A 15946-nucleotide genomic window follows, 5' to 3' on the forward strand; every position below is an offset into this window, starting at 1 on the left:
TCACGCGTCCACCCCCAGCTGCGACTCGACGATCTCGCGGTACGTGGTGCTGCTCTCCAGCAGCTCCGCATGGGTCCCGACCGCCACCATGGTGCCGCCCTCGAGCACGACGATGCGATCGGCGTCGGTGATGGTCGACACGCGCTGCGCGACGACGATCTTGGTCACCTCGGGCAGCTCTCGCCAGAGCGCCTGGCGCAGCCGGGCATCCGTGGTGAGGTCGAGTGCCGAGAACGAGTCGTCGAACACGAGCACCTTCGGCTGGTGCACCAGAGCACGGGCGATCGCGAGGCGCTGACGCTGCCCACCCGAGACGTTGGTGCCGCCCTGGGCGATGCGCGAGTTCAGCCCGTCGGGCATCTGCGCGACGAAGTCGCTGCCCTGCGCGATCTCGAGCGCCTTCCACAGCTCTTCGTCCGTGGCCTCCTCGCGGCCGTAGCGGAGGTTGGAGGCGACGGTGCCGGTGAACAGGAAGGGCCGCTGCGGCACCAGCCCAATCCCCGCCCACAGCCGCTCGACGTCGGCCTCGCGCACGTCGACCCCGCCGACACGCACCACCCCGCCGGTGGCATCGAACAGTCGCGGGATGAGCGAGACGAGCGTCGTCTTGCCAGAGCCCGTGGAACCGACCACGGCGACCGTCTCGCCCGGCTCGGCGTGGAAGCTGATGCCACTGAGCACCGGCGCCTCGGCGCCCGGATAGGTGAAGGCGACTTCCTCGAACGCGATCGAGCCGGGAGCGGGGAAGTCGGCGATGCCGTTCTCGGGGCGCGTCATCGAGGATTCCGCGTCGAGCACCTCGGTGACGCGCTCGGCCGAGACCGCGGCGCGGGGGATCATCATCGCCATGAAGCTCGACATGATGACGCCCATCATGATCTGGCCGATGTACTGCATGAAGGCGAAGATGGTGCCGATCTCGGCGTTGCCGGCGTTGATCTCGATGCCGCCGAACCAGATCACCGCGACGACGGTGACATTCAGCACCAGCATGAACAGCGGGAACATCAGCACGAACAGCGAGCCGATGTTGCGACCGAGCATCATCAGGTCCGTGTTGACATCACGGAACCGGCTCTCCTCCACTCGCTCGCGCACGAAGGCGCGAACGACGCGCACGCCGGTGAGCTGCTCGCGCATGATGCGGTTGACGTCGTCGAGCTTGCGCTGGTTGCGCCGGAACAGCGGCACCATGCGACCGATGATGAGCACGGCGATCAGCAGCAGGAGGGGCACCGAGACGGCGATCAGCCAGCTGAGGCCGATATCGGTGCGGATGGCGTAGATGATGCCGCCGATGGCCAGCAGCGGGGCGGTGACGAACATCGTCGCCCCCATCATCGCCAGCATCTGCACCTGCTGCACGTCGTTGGTGTTGCGGGTGATCAGCGAGCCGGCGCCGAACTGCGACACCTCGCGCTCGGAGAACCCGCTCACCCGCGCGAAGACGTCGGCGCGGATGTCGCGGCCGGCGCTCATCGCCATGCGCGCGGCGAAGAACGTCGCCACGATCGAGGCGAGGATCTGGCCCAGCGAGACAAGCAGCATGAAGGCGCCACGGCTCCAGATGTAGCCGATGTCGGCCTTCGCGACGCCGTTGTTGATGATGTCGGCGTTGATCTCGGGCAGATTGAGGGATGCCATCACGCTGGCGAACTGCAGCACGACGATGATCAGCAGCAGGAGCCGGTACCTCTTGAGGTAGCGGAGGAGGAGCTTTCCGAGCACGAGCGGACTTCCTTAGAGAAGGGCGACCGAGAAGCGGCCACAAGAAAGAGTGCCACGAACCGCCGACATCCGTATCCCCCTCTCGGGGGACCTTCGCTGACAGCGAAAGCAGGTGGCCGCGAGGGCCGCTTTAGACTCGAATCCATGTCCTCCGAGAACGCCGCCCCTCTGCTGCTGGTGTGCGACTACTCGCTGCGCTACCTCGGCGGGGCGCAGACCGCGTTCATGCGTCAGGCGCAGGCCCTCGCCGGCGAAGGCGTGCAGGTGATCGTCCTGGCTCCGGATGCCGATGCCCTGGCATCCGAGGGCATCATCACCGTCTCCCCTCCCCGGCGCGGCACGATCCCGGTGCTCGATCTGCCGCTGCTCGGCCGCGCCCGCGATCTCGAGCCGCTGGTCGCGGCGACCATCCGCCGGCATGGCGTCGGCGCGGTCGTCGTGCACTCCGAGTTCGCGCTCGCGGCGGCGGCGATCGACGTGGCGCGGCAGCTCGGCATCCCCTCGCTGCACACCGTGCACACCTTCTTCTGGCGCGCGCCGGCGGCGCTCGCGCCGTTCGCGCCGGTCGTGTCGCGCGTGCACCGCGGGCTCACGGGCATCCGTAGCGGCGGTCGTTCCACGGGCAGCCACCCGCTCAACAACGCCCTGCGCACCATGACGCTGCGCATCGCGGAGCGCGCCGACATCGTGCTGTCCCCGTCGACGCATCAGGCCGCCGCGCTGCGCGACGCAGGTGCGGGGCGGGTGGAGACGTTCTCGAACGTCGCGCAACCGCTGCAGGTGACACCCCCGGCATCCGACGGCGGGCCGCTGCGCCTGCTCTGGGTGGCGCGCTTCGCGCCCGAGAAGCGCGTCGACGTCGCGCTCGACGCGATTCGTCTCGTCGCGGACCGGCTCGGCGAAGGGCGGGTGCACCTCGACGTGGCCGGCGGCACGCATCGCCCTGTGCCCGGTGTGACCTTCCACGGATCGGTGCCGGGCGAACGCGTCGGCGAGCTGATGGATGCCGCGGATGCCGCCCTCATCACCTCGCTCGGCTTCGACAACCAGCCGATGGTCGCGCTCGAAGCCTTCGCGCACGGGCGCCCGGTGATCGTCAGCGACCCCGTGCTCGCGACGGAGTTCGAGGCTGCGGCGCTGGGCACCCCCACACCGGATGCCGAGGGGCTCGCCGACCTCATCATGCGGCTCGAGGCGGACCGCTCACTGCTCGCAGAACCGCGCGACGCAGCCGTCGCCTACGCGAGCGAGCGCGTGGCATCCGCGCACGTCGCTCGACTGCTCGAGCTCGCCGCCTCAGTCGGCTGAGGCCGGGGCTTCCGCCCACGGATGTCGGCAGATCGCACGCGTGCAGGTCGAATCCGCGACATCGAGCCGACATCCGTCCATTCCGCCGACACCCGTACCGGGCGGTGCTCGAAAGCCGCCTCAGAACAGGGCCGGCTCAGGCACGTACGCGCGCGCCGGCGCGCCGGGATCAGCCGGAAGCTCGGCCACGGTGGCCGGCTGCCACTTCGGGTTCCGGTCCTTGTCGACCAGCTGCGCCCGGATGCCCTCGACCAGGTCCGGGTGGTTGTGCCCAAACCACATCACCCGCCGGTACTCCCCCTCCAGCGCCTCGCGCACCCCGCTCATCGCACGCGCCTCGCGGACGGCGTCGAGGGTCACGGAGAGAGCGGTGGGTGAGAGCTCCTCGAGCGTCGCCAGGGCGGATGCCGCATCCGGGACATCCGCATCCCGCAGCCGCTGCATGATCTCCGCGACGGTGTCCGCAGAGAACGCGTCGTCGATCCATGCCCGGGCGGCGGCAAGCTGCGACGGCTCCGGGGTCTCGTCGAACAGCAGCGTCAGTTCGTTCGGCGTGCTCGGATCGGCGCGCGTGGCCAGCGCATCACGCAGCCCGTCGAGGTTCTCGGACGGCACGAAGTGATCGGCGAAGCCGAGGTACAGGGCATCCGCCGCGTTCATGCTCTGCCCGGTGAGGCCGAAGTACTCCCCCAGCCGCCCCGGTGCCTGACCGAGCAGCCAGGTGCCGCCGACGTCGGGCGTGAAGCCGATTCGCGTCTCGGGCATCGCCAGCCGCGAGCGCTCGGTGACGACGCGCACGGCGGCGTGACCGGCGAGGCCGATGCCGCCACCCATCGTGATCCCGTCGGCGAAGACGACGATCGGCTTGCGGTACTCGGCGATGAGCGCGTTCATGGCGTACTCAGCGCGGAAGAACTGCGCGATGTGATCGGGATGACCGCTTGTGATGGAGTCGTAGAGCGCGCGCACGTCACCGCCTGCGCACAGACCGCGCTCGCCGGCACCGTCGATGAGCACGGTCTGCACGTCGCTGTCGTCCACCCATGCGGTGAGCGCGGCGGTGATCTGCTCGATCATGCTCAGATCGAGCGCGTTGATGGCGCGGGGGCGGTTGAGCGTGATGCGCCCGAGGGAACTCTCGGTGCGGACGAGGACAGTGGCGGCTTCGGCATCGGTCACGCCTGCCAGGCTACTCCGCCTGCCGATCTGGCCCGATTTGCTCACGAGGATGGCCGCTTTCGGCAGGTGAAGCGCCGATTCTCGCAGGTTTCCGGGAAGATGGAAGAGATTGTCCCGATCAGGAGAGGTCGCCATGCCCGAAGGCCAGGTGCTCGAATTCAGCCAGGTCACCAAGCGCTTCGGCGCGGTGACCGCGGTTTCCGACCTCTCCGTGCGGGTGCAGCCCGGAGCGGTGACGGGCTTCCTCGGCCCGAACGGCGCGGGCAAGACGACGTCGCTGCGCATCCTGCTCGGACAGATCCGCGCCACCTCGGGCACCGCCACGATCGGCGGTGCGAGTTACTCCGAGCTGCGCAATCCGCTGCGCACCGTCGGCGCGGTGCTGGAGGAGTCGGCCTACCGCCCCCGCCGCACCGCGAGTCGTCAGCTCATGCTCGCCGCGAAGGCGAACGGCATCTCGCCGTCGCGGGTCGACGAGGTGCTGCGTCTGGTGGGCCTGCAGGACGACGCGAACACCCGCCTGGGCAGCTACTCGCTGGGCATGCGCCAGCGCCTCTCCGTCGCCGCGGCCCTGCTCGGCGACCCCGGTGTGCTGGTGCTCGATGAGCCGGCGAACGGGCTCGATCCCGAGGGCATCCGCTGGATGCGGCTGCTCATGCGGCGGCTCGCCGATGAGGGCCGCACGGTGCTGGTGTCGTCGCACGTGCTCAGCGAGATCGAGCAGGTCGCCGATGATGTCGTCGTGCTGTCGAAGGGACGTGCCGTGCACGCCGGACCGATCGCCGACCTGGCCGAGTCGTCGGGTGGAGCGGTGGTGGTGGATGCCGAGAACCGCGCCCCGTTGATCACGGCGCTCTCCGCGGCGAAGCTGGACTTCGACGTGCTGCGCTCAGGCGTCACCGTGCGCGGATCGGATGCCGCCGCGGTCGGCGCTGTCGCCGCGGCCGCCGGTGTCGCGCTCACCCTGCTGCAACAGCGTTCGCCGAGCCTGGAGGAGGTCTTCCTCGATCTCGTCTACGGCCGGCGCGCGGACAGCCCCCGTCTGGACGAGGTGGCCAACCCCGTCGCACACGCCCCGTCCGGCGACGCGGTTCAGACGAATGCGGCGGACACCGCTCTCGTCGCCAGCGGTGTACCGGTGGCCGGTGCGGCCGCGGTCGTCGCCGACGGCGGTGTGGTCGACGGCGGTGCGGTCGACGCCGGTGCGGCACACGGCGGTGTGGTCGACGCCGGTGCGGCCGTCGGCGGTGCGGTCGCTGACGAAGAACCCGGCGACGGCGCTGACCCGATCGACGCCGCACCGGAGGCTGCTGCCGATGACGCGGAGGCAAGCGGCGCTGATGAGGCGGACGCCGACGCGGATGACACGCCGGAAGAAGCCGAGGTCGAGCCCCCGGCCGGCGCGGAGTCCGAAACAGATGCCGACGCGGGCGCTGACTCTCCCTCGGACTCGGAGACCACCGCTGACGAAGCGCCGACGGCCGTCGTCGAGAGCGCTCCGGACTCCGAGGACGACGTCGAATCGGAGGACGACGGGGCCTCCGAGAGCGCGCTCGAATCCGAGAGTGCACCGGAAGCGGATGATGACACCGAGTCCGAGACCGCACCTGAGTCCGAGAACGACGCCGAGTCCGAGGACCCAGCCGAGTCCGAGGAGGCGACCGAGTCCGAGGACGCGGCCGACACCAAGGCCCCCGCCGACGTCGACCTGTCCGACGAGACCCGGCCCCTCGTGCTGCCACTGGCGACCGAAGCAGTGACGCTGCCGAGCGCGGCGATCGAGCCGACCTTCACGGAGCTGATCACCGGCCTGCCGGCATCCGTCACCGTCGAGGGCGCCGACAGCAACGCGCCGGCCACCGAGGCCATCTCGATCGCGACGCCCGATCTCACGCGCGAGCACGACGATGATGACAGTGTCGACGACAGTGACGACGACCCGCGACTCGCGGCCATGCGCACCTCCCTCTCCGACGCTGCCAGTCGCTTCTTCGACGGTCCTGCCCCGGACTACCCCTACTCCCGCGCGCTGCGCAGCGACCGTGCGCACCTCATCCGCGAGAGCGAGCGGGAGTCGGCCGCAGACGACGCGCACGGGCAGTCGGAGGACGACAGCGCATCCGGTTCGGGCGGCGTCGCAGACGACGCGGAGCACCGCGCCGGCTGAGTGCCGGCGGTCCGCGCCTTTCGCTCAGGCCGGACGGGGACGGATCACCGGTCGCTGTCGCGGCCGGACGACGGGCACCGGGGCCGTCGAGGCGATGTCGACGACGTCCTCCGGGTGGTCGCTGACCTCCAGGCGCAGAGCCTGGGTGAGGGCCGTGCCGTGCCGCGTCGTCAGGATCAGGCGCTGGAACTGCGGGTCGCCCTCGAGGTCGATGACCACGCTCGGACGACGGCGGCGGATCAGCACGAAATCGGTGGTCTCGGCAGCCTTCCAGGTTCCCGCGGCGAGCACACCGGGGATGTGCGTTCCCGGCCCGGGCACGCCGCGCAGCCAGGTCCACGCGTCCTGCGTGAGCTGCACCTTGGTGATGTGGTCGCGCTCGATCCGCAGGGGTTCACGACGGAAGGTCGGCACCCGTTCGATCGGAGACAGCACGACCTCGAGCCGCGTCTGATCCAGAAGCAGCGTCACCATGTCCCCAGTCTGCCAGCGACGACGCGGGAGATGCTTGCGACTTGCTCACAGGACCGCAACGATCATCCGATCGCGCCGGCATGCGCTCAGGCGGAAGCGGAGGCGGCGGCGGCCGCGCGGGCGGCATCCGGCAGTGCGGACTCGATCGCCGCGAGCTCGTCCTCGCCGTGCGCCGCGGTGAGGAACCAGGCCTCGAACACGCTGGGCGGCAGGGCCACTCCCTGCTCGCGCATGGCGTGGAAGAACGGCGCATAGCGGAACGACTCCTGTGCCTGCGCCTGCGCGTAGTCGCGGGGCGCATCGGGCAGGAAGGCGACGCCGAACAGGTTGCCGGCTCGTGGTACGGCGTGCACGACTCCGGCATCCGTCAGCGCCACATCAAGTGCCGCGGCGAGACGCGCGGCACTGGCATCCACCCGCGAGTACACCTCGGGTGTCGCGAGCCGCAGGGTCGCGATGCCGGCAGCGACCGAGAGCGGATTGCCCGATAGCGTACCGGCCTGGTAGACCGGGCCGACCGGGGCGAGCATGTCCATGACCTCGGCGCGGCCGCCGAGGGCAGCCAGCGGCATCCCTCCGCCGATCACTTTGCCAAAGGTGAAGATGTCGGGCAGGTACTGCTCGCCCTCCTGCTGCTGCAGGCCCCAGAAACCGGCGGGGTGCACTCGGAAGCCGGTGAGCACCTCGTCGAGGATCATCAGCGCGCCATGCGCGTGGGCGGTCTCGGCGATCAGGCGGTTGAAGCCCGGCAGCGGCGGGACGACACCCATGTTGGCCGAGGCGGCCTCGACGATCACTGCCGCGATGCGGTCGCCGTACTCGGCGAACACCGCCGCGAGCGCGTCCGGGTCGTTGTAGTCGATCACGAGGGTCTGCGCGGCGATCGGCGCCGGCACGCCCGCGGAGCCGGGCAGCGCCAGGGTCGCCACGCCGGAGCCCGCGGCGGCCAGCAGACCGTCGGAGTGGCCGTGGTAGTGGCCGGCGAACTTGACCAGCAGGTCGCGCCCGGTCGCACCGCGGGCCAGGCGGATCGCGGTCATGGTCGCCTCGGTGCCGGTGGAGACCAGGCGCACCCGCTCGATCGGACGGGCGTCGCCGTACCGCACGCGCTCGGTGACCAGCTGCGCGAGCTCCACCTCGGCCTCCGTCGGTGCGCCGAAGGAGAGTCCGCGCGCGGCGGCATTCTGCACGGCTGCGACGACCTCAGGCTGGGCGTGCCCGAGCAGCGCGGGGCCCCACGAGGCGACGAGGTCGATGTACTCCCGCCCGGCGGCATCCGTCACCCGCGCGCCGGATGCGGATGCCAGGAAGCGCGGCGTCCCGCCGACCGAACCGTAGGCGCGCACCGGCGAGTTGACGCCGCCGGGGATGACGGAGCGGGCGCTGTCGAACAGGGAGTCGTTGCGGTCGGTCATCGTGTTCCTCACTTCTCGAACCACCCCTCGCTCCGGTATGAGTTCGTGTCGCTCAGGCGAGCCTCAGACGGCATGAACTCATACCGGAGCGAGAGGCGGTTGGCGTTGGGGGCGTCAGGGAGAGCGGAGCCAGCGGGCGGCTTCCACGGCCCAGTAGCTCAGCACCGCGTCGGCGCCGGCACGGCGGATCGACAGCAGCGATTCGAGCACTGCGGCACGACGGTCGATCCACCCGTTCCCGGCCGCCGCCTCGATCATCGCGTACTCGCCCGAGACCTGGTACGCCCACACGGGCACCTCGACCGCGTCGCGCACCTCGCGCAGCACGTCGAGAAAGCCCATCGCCGGCTTCACCATGACGATGTCGGCGCCCTCGTCCTGGTCGAACAGCGCCTCGCGGACGCCCTCGCGGCGGTTGCCGGGGTCCATCTGGTACGTGCGCCGGTCACCCTGAAGCTGCGAATCGACGGCCTCGCGGAACGGTCCGTAGAACGCGCTGGCGTACTTCGCCGCGTAGGCGAGCACGAGAGTGTCGTGGAAGCCCTCGTCGTCCAGCGCCGCGCGGATGACGGCGACCTGGCCGTCCATCATGCCGCTGAGCCCGAGCAGCTGGGACCCCGCACGAGCCTGCGCAAGCGCCATCGCCGCGTAGCGCTCGAGGGTGGCGTCGTTGTCCACTGCTCCTGCCGGAGTGAGGACGCCGCAGTGGCCGTGGTCGGTGAATTCGTCGAGGCACAGATCGGTCTGCACCAGGAGGGCGTCGCCCACCTCGGCGGCGAGCGCGGTGGTGGCCACGTTGAGGATGCCGTCGGGATCGTCTGCTCCGGAACCGATGGCGTCGCGCACGGCAGGCACGCCGAACAGCATCACTCCGCCAACGCCGGCGTCGGCGGCCTCGGTCGCGGCGGCCCGGAGCGAGGTCATCGAATGCTGAACCACGCCCGGCATCGAACGGATCGGCGCCGGCTCGGACAGTCCTTCCCGGACGAACATCGGCAGCACGAGCTGGCGCGGCTCGAGCGAGGTCTCGCGCATGAGGTCACGTACCGGTGCGGACTGGCGCAGGCGGCGCAGACGCGCCTCGGGGAAGCGGCTCACGGCGCGAACTCGTCAGCCGCGTGCGGAAGGGTGAAGCGCGAGACCGTGTCGATGAGCGCGTCGACGGTCTGCTTGTCTGCGATCGCGGTCACCGGCAGGCCGACCCTGCGGGCGTCCTTCGCGGTGCGCGGCCCGATCGCAGCGAGCATCGTGGTCTCGGGGATCTCGGGGAACTGCTCGCGCACCTGCGCGGCCACCGAGCCACTGGTGATGAGGATCGCGTTGATGCGCCCGTTCTCCACGTCACGCCGGATGCGGTCGGTGACCGGGACGCCCACCGTGCGATACGCCACGACGCTGTCCACGTCGTGCCCGGCTTCGGTCAGCATCACCGAGAGCACGGGCTTCGCGATCTCGCTGCGCAGGGTCAGGATACGCTGCGCGTCGGCCTCCAGGCCGATGATCTTCTCCGCCATCCCCGCGGCCGAGTTGTCGAGGTCGGGCACCAGGGCCACGTCGTAGCCGACGGCCTGCAGTGCGGCCGCCGTGGTCTCGCCCACTGCTGCCACCTTGGTGGTCGAGGGGATCTGCACGCGGTGCGCGAAGAGCACGTCCACGGTGGTGGCGCTCGTGATCGTCAGCCAGTCGTACTCGCCGGCCTGCAGCCGCGCCAGCGCCGCATCCAGTGCCTCCTGGTCGGTGGTGGGGGCGAAGTTGATCAGCGGTGCCACCACCGGCACGGCGCCCTGCGCGCGCAGACTCGCCGCCACGCCGTCGCCCCACGGGCCCCCGCGCGGCACGAGAACACGCCAGCCGTCGAGCGGCCGGGCCGTCTTGGTTTCGGAAGCAGTCATCACGATCACTCTCAGGGGAGGAGGTCGGCCGCTCCCTGTTCGAGCAGCCGATGGGCTACAGAGTCGCCGAGCTCACGAGCCGTGCGCATCGGGTCTGCACCATCGGCAGCATCCGCTCCGTTGCCGCTGCCGTTCCGTCGAATATACCCCCTGTTCAGGGGCTCGGTGACGTCCAGCCCGATCCGGCGTCCGCCACCGGGTTCGTAGACGACGGCACGGACTCGGATGCTGTCGCCGGCGACGACGGCGTGCGCGGCCATCGGCGCCTGGCATCCCGCGTCCAGCCCGGCCAGGATCGCCCGCTCCACGGTCACCGCGATCCGCGTATCGTCGTCGTCGAGTTCGGCGAGCGCGGCCAGCAGCTCGGCGGGGGCGTCGGCAGTGGTCTCCACGGCGAGCGCGCCCTGACCGGGTGCGGTCGGCCACTCGGCCAAGCCGAGGTCCTCACGATGCAGCGCCGTCTCCGTACCCAGCCGGCCGAGTCCGGCCGCGGCGAGGATCACGGCATCCAGCTCACCTGTCGAGACGCGCTCGAGGCGGGAGTCCACGTTTCCGCGGATGTCGACGACCTCGGCGTGCGGCGCACGGCGGCGCACCTGCGCGACGCGCCGCGGCGAGCCGGTGCCGACGGTGCTGCCGCGCCGCAGCTCATGCAGCGGCGTGCCGCCGCGCGTGATGACGACGTCTCTGGCATCCGCGCGGCGCGGGGTGGCGGCGATGACCAGTTCTGGCGGCACGGCGGTGGGAAGGTCTTTCAGCGAGTGGACGAGGATGTCGCACTCCCCCGCGATGAGCGCCTCGCGCAGGCGGTTCGCGAAGATGCCGGTCCCGCCGATCTCAGAGAGGGATGCCCGGTTCGTGTCGCCCTCCGAGACGATGGGCACCAGTTCGACGGGGCGGCCGGCCACCGCCGCGAGCGCATCGGCGACGTGGCCCGACTGCGCCTGGGCGAGCGCGCTGCGTCGGGTGCCGAGCCGGATCGGGGCGAGGGACGTCACTGCAGCACTTCAGCGATCTCGTCGATGCGCAGGCGGCGCCCGGTGTAGAAAGGGACCTCCTCCTTCACATAGCGACGGGCCTCGGTGTAGCGCAGGTCGCGCATGAGGTCCACCAGCTCGGTGGGGGTGTCCGATTCCAGCGGCAGCAGCCACTCGTAGTCGCCGAGCGCGAAGGCGGCGACGGTGTTCGCGATGACGCCGCGGAACGCGGCGCCCTTGCGGCCATGGTCGGCGAGCATCGTGCGCCGCTCGGCCTCGTCGATGAGGTACCACTCCGGCGTGCGCACGAAGGGGTACAGGCACAGCCACTGCTTGGGCTCGACCCCGCGCAGGAAACCCGGCACGTGGGCTCGGTTGAACTCCGCGTCGCGGTGGGCGCCCATCACGTTCCACACCGGCACCAGGGTGCGCAGCATGTCGGTGCGGCGCAGACGGCGCAGCGCGCTCTGCAGTCCCTCCACGGTGTCGCCGTGCAGCCAGACCATCAGGTCGGCGTCGGCCTTCAGCCCGCTCACGTCGTAGAAGCCCCGGACGGTGACCCCGGCCGACTCGATCTCCGCGATCACGGTCTCGAGCTCGCTCACATCGGCGTCGAGCGCCGGGATGTGCGGGTCTCGACGCCACACGGCCCACAGGGTGAATCCGGACGGGTTGTCATCGTGCGTTTCGGGCATGCTTCCAGTCTGCCCCCTCTGGGGCGGACACGGCGAACCCGCCCGTCAGCGAGCGATCGCGCGCGCGAGCACCCACACGAGGGCGCCGACCGCGGCGGCCACACCCGCCACCGCGACCGCTGCACCGGCCGGATTGCGGTGCGCGAAGGCGCGCGCGCGGACCGCTTCCCGCGCGGATGCCTTCTGGATGCGACGCGGGAAGTTGCCGCGCACCTCGATGGCCGCCAGGGCCGCCCGCAGTTCCGCCCGAGCCGACTCCACAGGGTCGGTGATCCCGGCCGGCACCACCGTGCGCGACAGCTCGCCCTGAGCGGTCTCCCGCCCGGCCAGTTCCGCGCCGGCTCGCGTCGAGCGCTCGAGTTCGGCTCTCGTCAGATCAGAGTCGGTCATTTTCAGAGGCTCCCTTGATGATGCGCACGTCGGTGGCGACGGCCTGACCCGGGTTCTCCCGCTTGACCACCTTGCGGAACCGCGCGATGCCGAGCAGCGCGAAGACGACCACAGCGACCAGCAGGAAGCCGAACACGGCGAGGGCGGCGAGCCACGCCGGCCACCACGAGCTCAGGCCGATGATCGCGAAGGCCAGCAGCACCGGAATCGACCAGAACAGCAGGAACAGCACGACGACGAACCACAGGCCGCCCATGCCGGCGTCCTTCGCGGTGCGCGAGATCCACGCCTTGGCGGCGTCGATCTCGGCGGTCACGAGGTTCCGCACCAGCTCCGGCAGATCGCCGAGCAGGGTCAGCAGGCTGTCGTCGGCGCGATCGCGGTATCCGCGCAGCATCCGTCAGCCCTTGTTCTGGGGCGTGGCAGTGCCCTCCGAGCCGACAGGCCGGGCGGGAGCCATCGTCGCACCGCCGGAGTTCGAGCCCGTACCGCTGCTGCCGTCCTTGGCCTCCTTCGCATCGGCGACCTTCTCTGCGGCGTCCTTCGTCGCGTCGATCGCGCCATCCAGCTTCTCGCCGGGCGTGCCCGACTTCGAGACGGCCTTGACGACCTTCACGGCGCCGGTCCACACCGCGCCGGGGACAGCAGCGGCCTGCGACTTGGCGAAGTCCTGCACGCGGGCGACCTGCTCCTGCACCGGGTCGAGGTGCATCAGCTTGTTCCACTGCGTGCGGATCTGCTCGAATCGCTCGCGTCCAGCTCGGCTGCCGAGGACGTAGCCCGCGCCCAGTCCGATGACGAGTCCGATCTTCCCCTTCATGAGGGCCTCCTGACGTTGGTTCCGGCCTCTTTCGCGTTCCAGGGTAGCCACATATTCCTCTTTCGGCATCCACCCTTGCGCGAAGCCGTCGTTGGATGTAACGCGCGCCGTCGCCTCAGTCCCAGAGCAGGTCGCCGCGCAGCCGATCCGCTTCGGCGACGGCATCCGGGATCACCTGGGCGAGGCCGGTTCCGGCCAGCCAGGCGCCGACGACCCCGAGCCCGGGCACCGCGGCGATCGCCGCACGCGCCGCGGCGCGTCGTTCGGCCGCGCCGATGAGCGAGGTCGGCTGCGCCTGCACATATCGCGCGCGGTGGAACTCGAGCAGCTGCTGCGGCTGCAGCGGTACGCCGACAAGAGCGGATGCCTCGGTCAGCGCCAGCTGTGCCGCTGCCGCGTCGTCGAGCGTCGCGGTGGCGGCGGCCTCGCCCTGGCTGCCGAACGACACGCGCACCAGGTGCCGGTCGGACGCGGCGTCGCGCACCCAGCCCCACTTCGCGGTGGAGTGGGTGAGGGCCTTGGCGGTGTGACTGCCGGGCACGGTGAGCACTCCGCTGCCGCGTGGGGCGGTGTCGAGCTCGGGCGCGTCGAGCAGCAGCGTGATGATCTCGATCTCCGGGGCCGCGCTGCTCGTGGGCAGCCCGGACACGTGCGCGTCGATCAGTTGACGCGCCGGCGGCTCGGCGGTGGCGACGATGACGGCGGTCGCCGTCAGACTCTCGGATGTCGCCCTCACGACCGTCGTCCCGTCGGCGGTCGCGTCCTCGCCGGGTGTGTCCTCGCCGGGCGCATCCTCGGCCGGCGCGGTCTGCACGGTCCAGTTCTTCCCGTCTCGGTCCAGTCGCGTCGCCTGCACGCCGGTGTGCACCTCCACGCCGTAGCCGAGCAGGTCGTTCCGCAGAGCTTCCACGAGCCGGCCCATGCCACCGCGGATGCCGAGCACCGCGGCGCCGGGCGCTTTGCCCTTCCGCTCGGCGGCGAGCAGTCCGACCGCGCCGCTGAGCGAACCGACGCGGGTGAGCGCGGCGTTGAGCCCCGGGGCGGCGACGTCGGTGTCGACGTCGTCCGGGTTCGCGGAGTAGACCCCCGCGGTGACCGGGGCGACCAGCCGGTCGTGCACCCTGCGGCCCATCCGTGCGCTGACCAGGCGGCCGAGGCTGCGTTCGTGGCCGATGGTGAGCGGCGGACGCAGGCGGTCCATGTACGCCCGCCACGCGCCGCGCCAGCCGATGATGCGGCGCACGTCGTCCTGGAAGGGGTTGGCCGGGATGCCGAGCAGGCTGCCCACCGGCAGTGGTGCGTCCGGGGCATCCGGGATGCCGCTGAGCCACGCCCCACCGCCCTGCGGCGCGACGACCTCGTCACCCAGCCCCAGTTCGTCCACCAGCGCGCGGACGTGCCCGCCGCGCGTCGCGAAGCTCTCGGCGCCGACGTCGACGACGATCCCGCCGAGCTGCGCCGAGCGGATGCTGCCTCCGAGTGTCGACGCGGCTTCGAGCACGGTCACGCGCATGCCGACCTTCGCGCACTCGCGGGCGGCCACCAGACCGCCGATCCCACCGCCGATCACGACGACGTGCTGCTCCGCGGCGCGCGCGGCGAGTTCGGGGGAATGCTCGGGCGTCATGCTCCGATTCTTCCATCGGGGGCTGTGCGTCGGATGCCGTCACGCGCCGCTTCACCGTGCGAGGTGCGTACCGGGGAGCCGAATGCCGATCAATCGCGGCGCTTCACCGACATCCGGCTCCCCGCACCGCGCTCCGCGCCGCGAAGCGGGCCGCGGCCGGTTCAGAGCTCTCCGTGGGCGAGTTGCACGATCCGCGTGAGCTGATCGGGGTCGGTCTCCGGCGGCACGCCGTGACCGAGGTTGAGGATGTGACCCTTCGCTGCGCGGCCGCGTGCGATGACGTCGCGCACGTGGGCTTCGAGCACGGGCCACGGCGCCTGCAGCAGAGCGGGGTCGATGTTCCCCTGCACGACGGCGTCGGGTCCGAGGATGCCGACAGCCTCGTCCAGTGGCATCCGCCAGTCCACTCCCACGGCGTCTGCCACGCCGTCGAGCCGCATGTCGGCGAGGAACGGGCCGGTGCCGACGCCGAAGTGGATGCGCGGCAGGCCGATGCCCTCGAGCGCCGCCTTCGAGTGCGCCGCGACATGAGCCCGGTAGTCGGCGGTGCTCAGCGAACCGGCCCACGAATCGAAGAGTTGCACCACGGATGCACCGGCGTCGCGCTGGATCTCGAGGAAGCGCCGCGAGATGCGCGAGAGCCAGCCGGCGAGGGCGTTCCACGCGACGGGGTCGGCGTGCATCATGGCGCGCGCGCGCAGGTGCTCCTTCGAGGGGCCGCCTTCGATGAGGTACGCGGCGAGCGTGAACGGGGCGCCGGCGAAGCCGATCAGCGGCGTGTCACCGAGCTCGGCCACGGTCAGGCGCACGGCCTCGGCCACCGCGGTGCCGTCGAGGTCGGCGGGATCGATCTGCGTGATGCGCGCGACGTCGTCTGCGGTGCGCACCGGGTTCGCGAACACCGGACCACGGCCGGGCTCGATCTCCACGTCGACGCCGGCCAGGCGCAGCGGGATGACGATGTCGCTGAAGAAGACGGCCGCGTCGACGCCGTGGCGCCGCACCGGCTGCAGCGTGATCTCGGACGCCAGCTCAGGCGTGAGGCAGGCGTCCAGCATCCGAGTGCCGACGCGCAGCTCCCGGTACTCCGGCAGTGAGCGCCCGGCTTGACGCATGAACCAGACGGGGGTGCGCTCCGGCGACTCGCCAGTTGCGACCCTGTCGCCACTGAGGGCGCGCAGCAGATCAGTCATGCCGCCATCCTTCCATCCGGCACCTATGCACGTGCCGGGTTAGGTGGGCCTTGGATGCCGCTCACAGCAGCGCGCCGTAGA

Annotated in this window: 15 protein-coding genes; 2 read left to right on the forward strand and 13 right to left on the reverse strand. The window is 71.0% G+C overall.

Going from position 1 to position 15946, the window contains the following annotated elements:
* Positions 1 to 1728 (reverse strand): ABC transporter ATP-binding protein, encoded by a 1728-nt coding sequence (locus WFG93_RS01140; RefSeq protein ID WP_336644477.1) that lies wholly within the window; start codon positions 1726 to 1728, stop codon positions 1 to 3.
* A gap of 144 nt (positions 1729 to 1872) precedes the next feature.
* Here WFG93_RS01140 and WFG93_RS01145 point away from each other — a divergent pair, with 144 nt between their 5' ends.
* A complete protein-coding gene (locus WFG93_RS01145) occupies positions 1873 to 3036 on the forward strand; it encodes a glycosyltransferase family 4 protein (protein WP_336644478.1) in 1164 nt (387 codons plus the stop codon).
* A 120-nt stretch (positions 3037 to 3156) separates the two neighbouring features.
* Here WFG93_RS01145 and WFG93_RS01150 read toward each other — a convergent pair whose 3' ends face one another.
* The gene (locus WFG93_RS01150; protein ID WP_336644479.1) at positions 3157 to 4215 is read right to left on the reverse strand and encodes an enoyl-CoA hydratase/isomerase family protein; all 1059 of its coding nucleotides are present in this window, start codon (positions 4213 to 4215) and stop codon (positions 3157 to 3159) included.
* 133 nt (positions 4216 to 4348) lie between these two features.
* On the opposite strand from WFG93_RS01150, the gene WFG93_RS01155 reads away from it, so the two are divergent.
* On the forward strand, positions 4349 to 6382 hold the full coding sequence (locus WFG93_RS01155; RefSeq protein ID WP_336644480.1) for an ABC transporter ATP-binding protein: 2034 nt from the start codon (positions 4349 to 4351) through the stop codon (positions 6380 to 6382).
* A gap of 24 nt (positions 6383 to 6406) precedes the next feature.
* On the opposite strand, the gene WFG93_RS01160 is transcribed toward WFG93_RS01155, so the two are convergent.
* The 11 genes from WFG93_RS01160 to hemE all read right to left on the reverse strand — a co-directional run bounded on the left by WFG93_RS01160 (position 6407) and on the right by hemE (position 15865).
* Complete coding sequence (locus tag WFG93_RS01160; protein ID WP_336644481.1) at positions 6407 to 6856, reverse strand: hypothetical protein; 450 nt, start codon at positions 6854 to 6856, stop codon at positions 6407 to 6409.
* Positions 6857 to 6942: 86 nt separating this feature from the next.
* Positions 6943 to 8271 (reverse strand): glutamate-1-semialdehyde 2,1-aminomutase, encoded by a 1329-nt coding sequence (gene hemL, locus WFG93_RS01165; RefSeq protein ID WP_336644482.1) that lies wholly within the window; start codon positions 8269 to 8271, stop codon positions 6943 to 6945.
* A gap of 114 nt (positions 8272 to 8385) precedes the next feature.
* Complete coding sequence (hemB, locus tag WFG93_RS01170; protein ID WP_336644483.1) at positions 8386 to 9369, reverse strand: porphobilinogen synthase; 984 nt, start codon at positions 9367 to 9369, stop codon at positions 8386 to 8388.
* Positions 9366 to 10163, reverse strand: a complete 798-nt coding sequence (locus tag WFG93_RS01175) for a uroporphyrinogen-III synthase (RefSeq protein WP_336644484.1) — start codon at positions 10161 to 10163, stop codon at positions 9366 to 9368. Before WFG93_RS01175 ends, hemB begins: the two co-directional genes overlap by 4 nt.
* An 11-nt stretch (positions 10164 to 10174) precedes the next feature.
* Complete coding sequence (hemC, locus tag WFG93_RS01180; protein WP_336644485.1) at positions 10175 to 11161, reverse strand: hydroxymethylbilane synthase; 987 nt, start codon at positions 11159 to 11161, stop codon at positions 10175 to 10177.
* On the reverse strand, positions 11158 to 11835 hold the full coding sequence (gene hemQ, locus WFG93_RS01185) for a hydrogen peroxide-dependent heme synthase (protein WP_336644486.1): 678 nt from the start codon (positions 11833 to 11835) through the stop codon (positions 11158 to 11160). Before hemQ ends, hemC begins: the two co-directional genes overlap by 4 nt.
* Before the next feature lie 45 nt (positions 11836 to 11880).
* Positions 11881 to 12225, reverse strand: coding sequence for a hypothetical protein (locus WFG93_RS01190; RefSeq protein WP_336644487.1), 345 nt, complete (start codon positions 12223 to 12225; stop codon positions 11881 to 11883).
* Entirely contained in the window at positions 12212 to 12622 is a 411-nt protein-coding gene (locus WFG93_RS01195) for a phage holin family protein (RefSeq protein WP_336644488.1), read from the reverse strand. The genes WFG93_RS01190 and WFG93_RS01195 overlap by 14 nt, the downstream gene beginning before the upstream one ends.
* A gap of 3 nt (positions 12623 to 12625) precedes the next feature.
* The gene (locus WFG93_RS01200; RefSeq protein ID WP_336644489.1) at positions 12626 to 13045 is read right to left on the reverse strand and encodes a hypothetical protein; all 420 of its coding nucleotides are present in this window, start codon (positions 13043 to 13045) and stop codon (positions 12626 to 12628) included.
* Positions 13046 to 13160: 115 nt separating this feature from the next.
* Positions 13161 to 14672: a protoporphyrinogen/coproporphyrinogen oxidase gene (locus WFG93_RS01205; protein ID WP_336644490.1), complete on the reverse strand. Its 1512-nt coding sequence runs from the start codon at positions 14670 to 14672 to the stop codon at positions 13161 to 13163.
* A 161-nt stretch (positions 14673 to 14833) separates the two neighbouring features.
* Positions 14834 to 15865: a uroporphyrinogen decarboxylase gene (hemE, locus tag WFG93_RS01210; RefSeq protein WP_336644491.1), complete on the reverse strand. Its 1032-nt coding sequence runs from the start codon at positions 15863 to 15865 to the stop codon at positions 14834 to 14836.
* Positions 15866 to 15946 lie beyond the last annotated feature (81 nt).

This window comes from Microbacterium sp. USHLN186 (assembly GCF_037145155.1).
GTDB lineage: Bacteria > Actinomycetota > Actinomycetes > Actinomycetales > Microbacteriaceae > Microbacterium.

Excerpts from the sequence above, each read along its gene's own strand:
- hemQ (WP_336644486.1), bottom strand. The coding sequence starts at position 11,835 with ATGCCCGAAACGCACGATGACAACCCGTCCGGATTCACCCTGTGGGCC.
- hemE (WP_336644491.1), bottom strand. The coding sequence starts at position 15,865 with ATGACTGATCTGCTGCGCGCCCTCAGTGGCGACAGGGTCGCAACTGGC.
- hemL (WP_336644482.1), bottom strand. The coding sequence starts at position 8,271 with ATGACCGACCGCAACGACTCCCTGTTCGACAGCGCCCGCTCCGTCATC.
- WFG93_RS01190 (WP_336644487.1), bottom strand. The coding sequence starts at position 12,225 with ATGACCGACTCTGATCTGACGAGAGCCGAACTCGAGCGCTCGACGCGA.
- WFG93_RS01200 (WP_336644489.1), bottom strand. The coding sequence starts at position 13,045 with ATGAAGGGGAAGATCGGACTCGTCATCGGACTGGGCGCGGGCTACGTC.
- WFG93_RS01160 (WP_336644481.1), bottom strand. The coding sequence starts at position 6,856 with ATGGTGACGCTGCTTCTGGATCAGACGCGGCTCGAGGTCGTGCTGTCT.
- WFG93_RS01205 (WP_336644490.1), bottom strand. The coding sequence starts at position 14,672 with ATGACGCCCGAGCATTCCCCCGAACTCGCCGCGCGCGCCGCGGAGCAG.
- WFG93_RS01145 (WP_336644478.1), top strand. The coding sequence starts at position 1,873 with ATGTCCTCCGAGAACGCCGCCCCTCTGCTGCTGGTGTGCGACTACTCG.
- WFG93_RS01155 (WP_336644480.1), top strand. The coding sequence starts at position 4,349 with ATGCCCGAAGGCCAGGTGCTCGAATTCAGCCAGGTCACCAAGCGCTTC.
- WFG93_RS01195 (WP_336644488.1), bottom strand. The coding sequence starts at position 12,622 with ATGCTGCGCGGATACCGCGATCGCGCCGACGACAGCCTGCTGACCCTG.
- WFG93_RS01175 (WP_336644484.1), bottom strand. The coding sequence starts at position 10,163 with ATGACTGCTTCCGAAACCAAGACGGCCCGGCCGCTCGACGGCTGGCGT.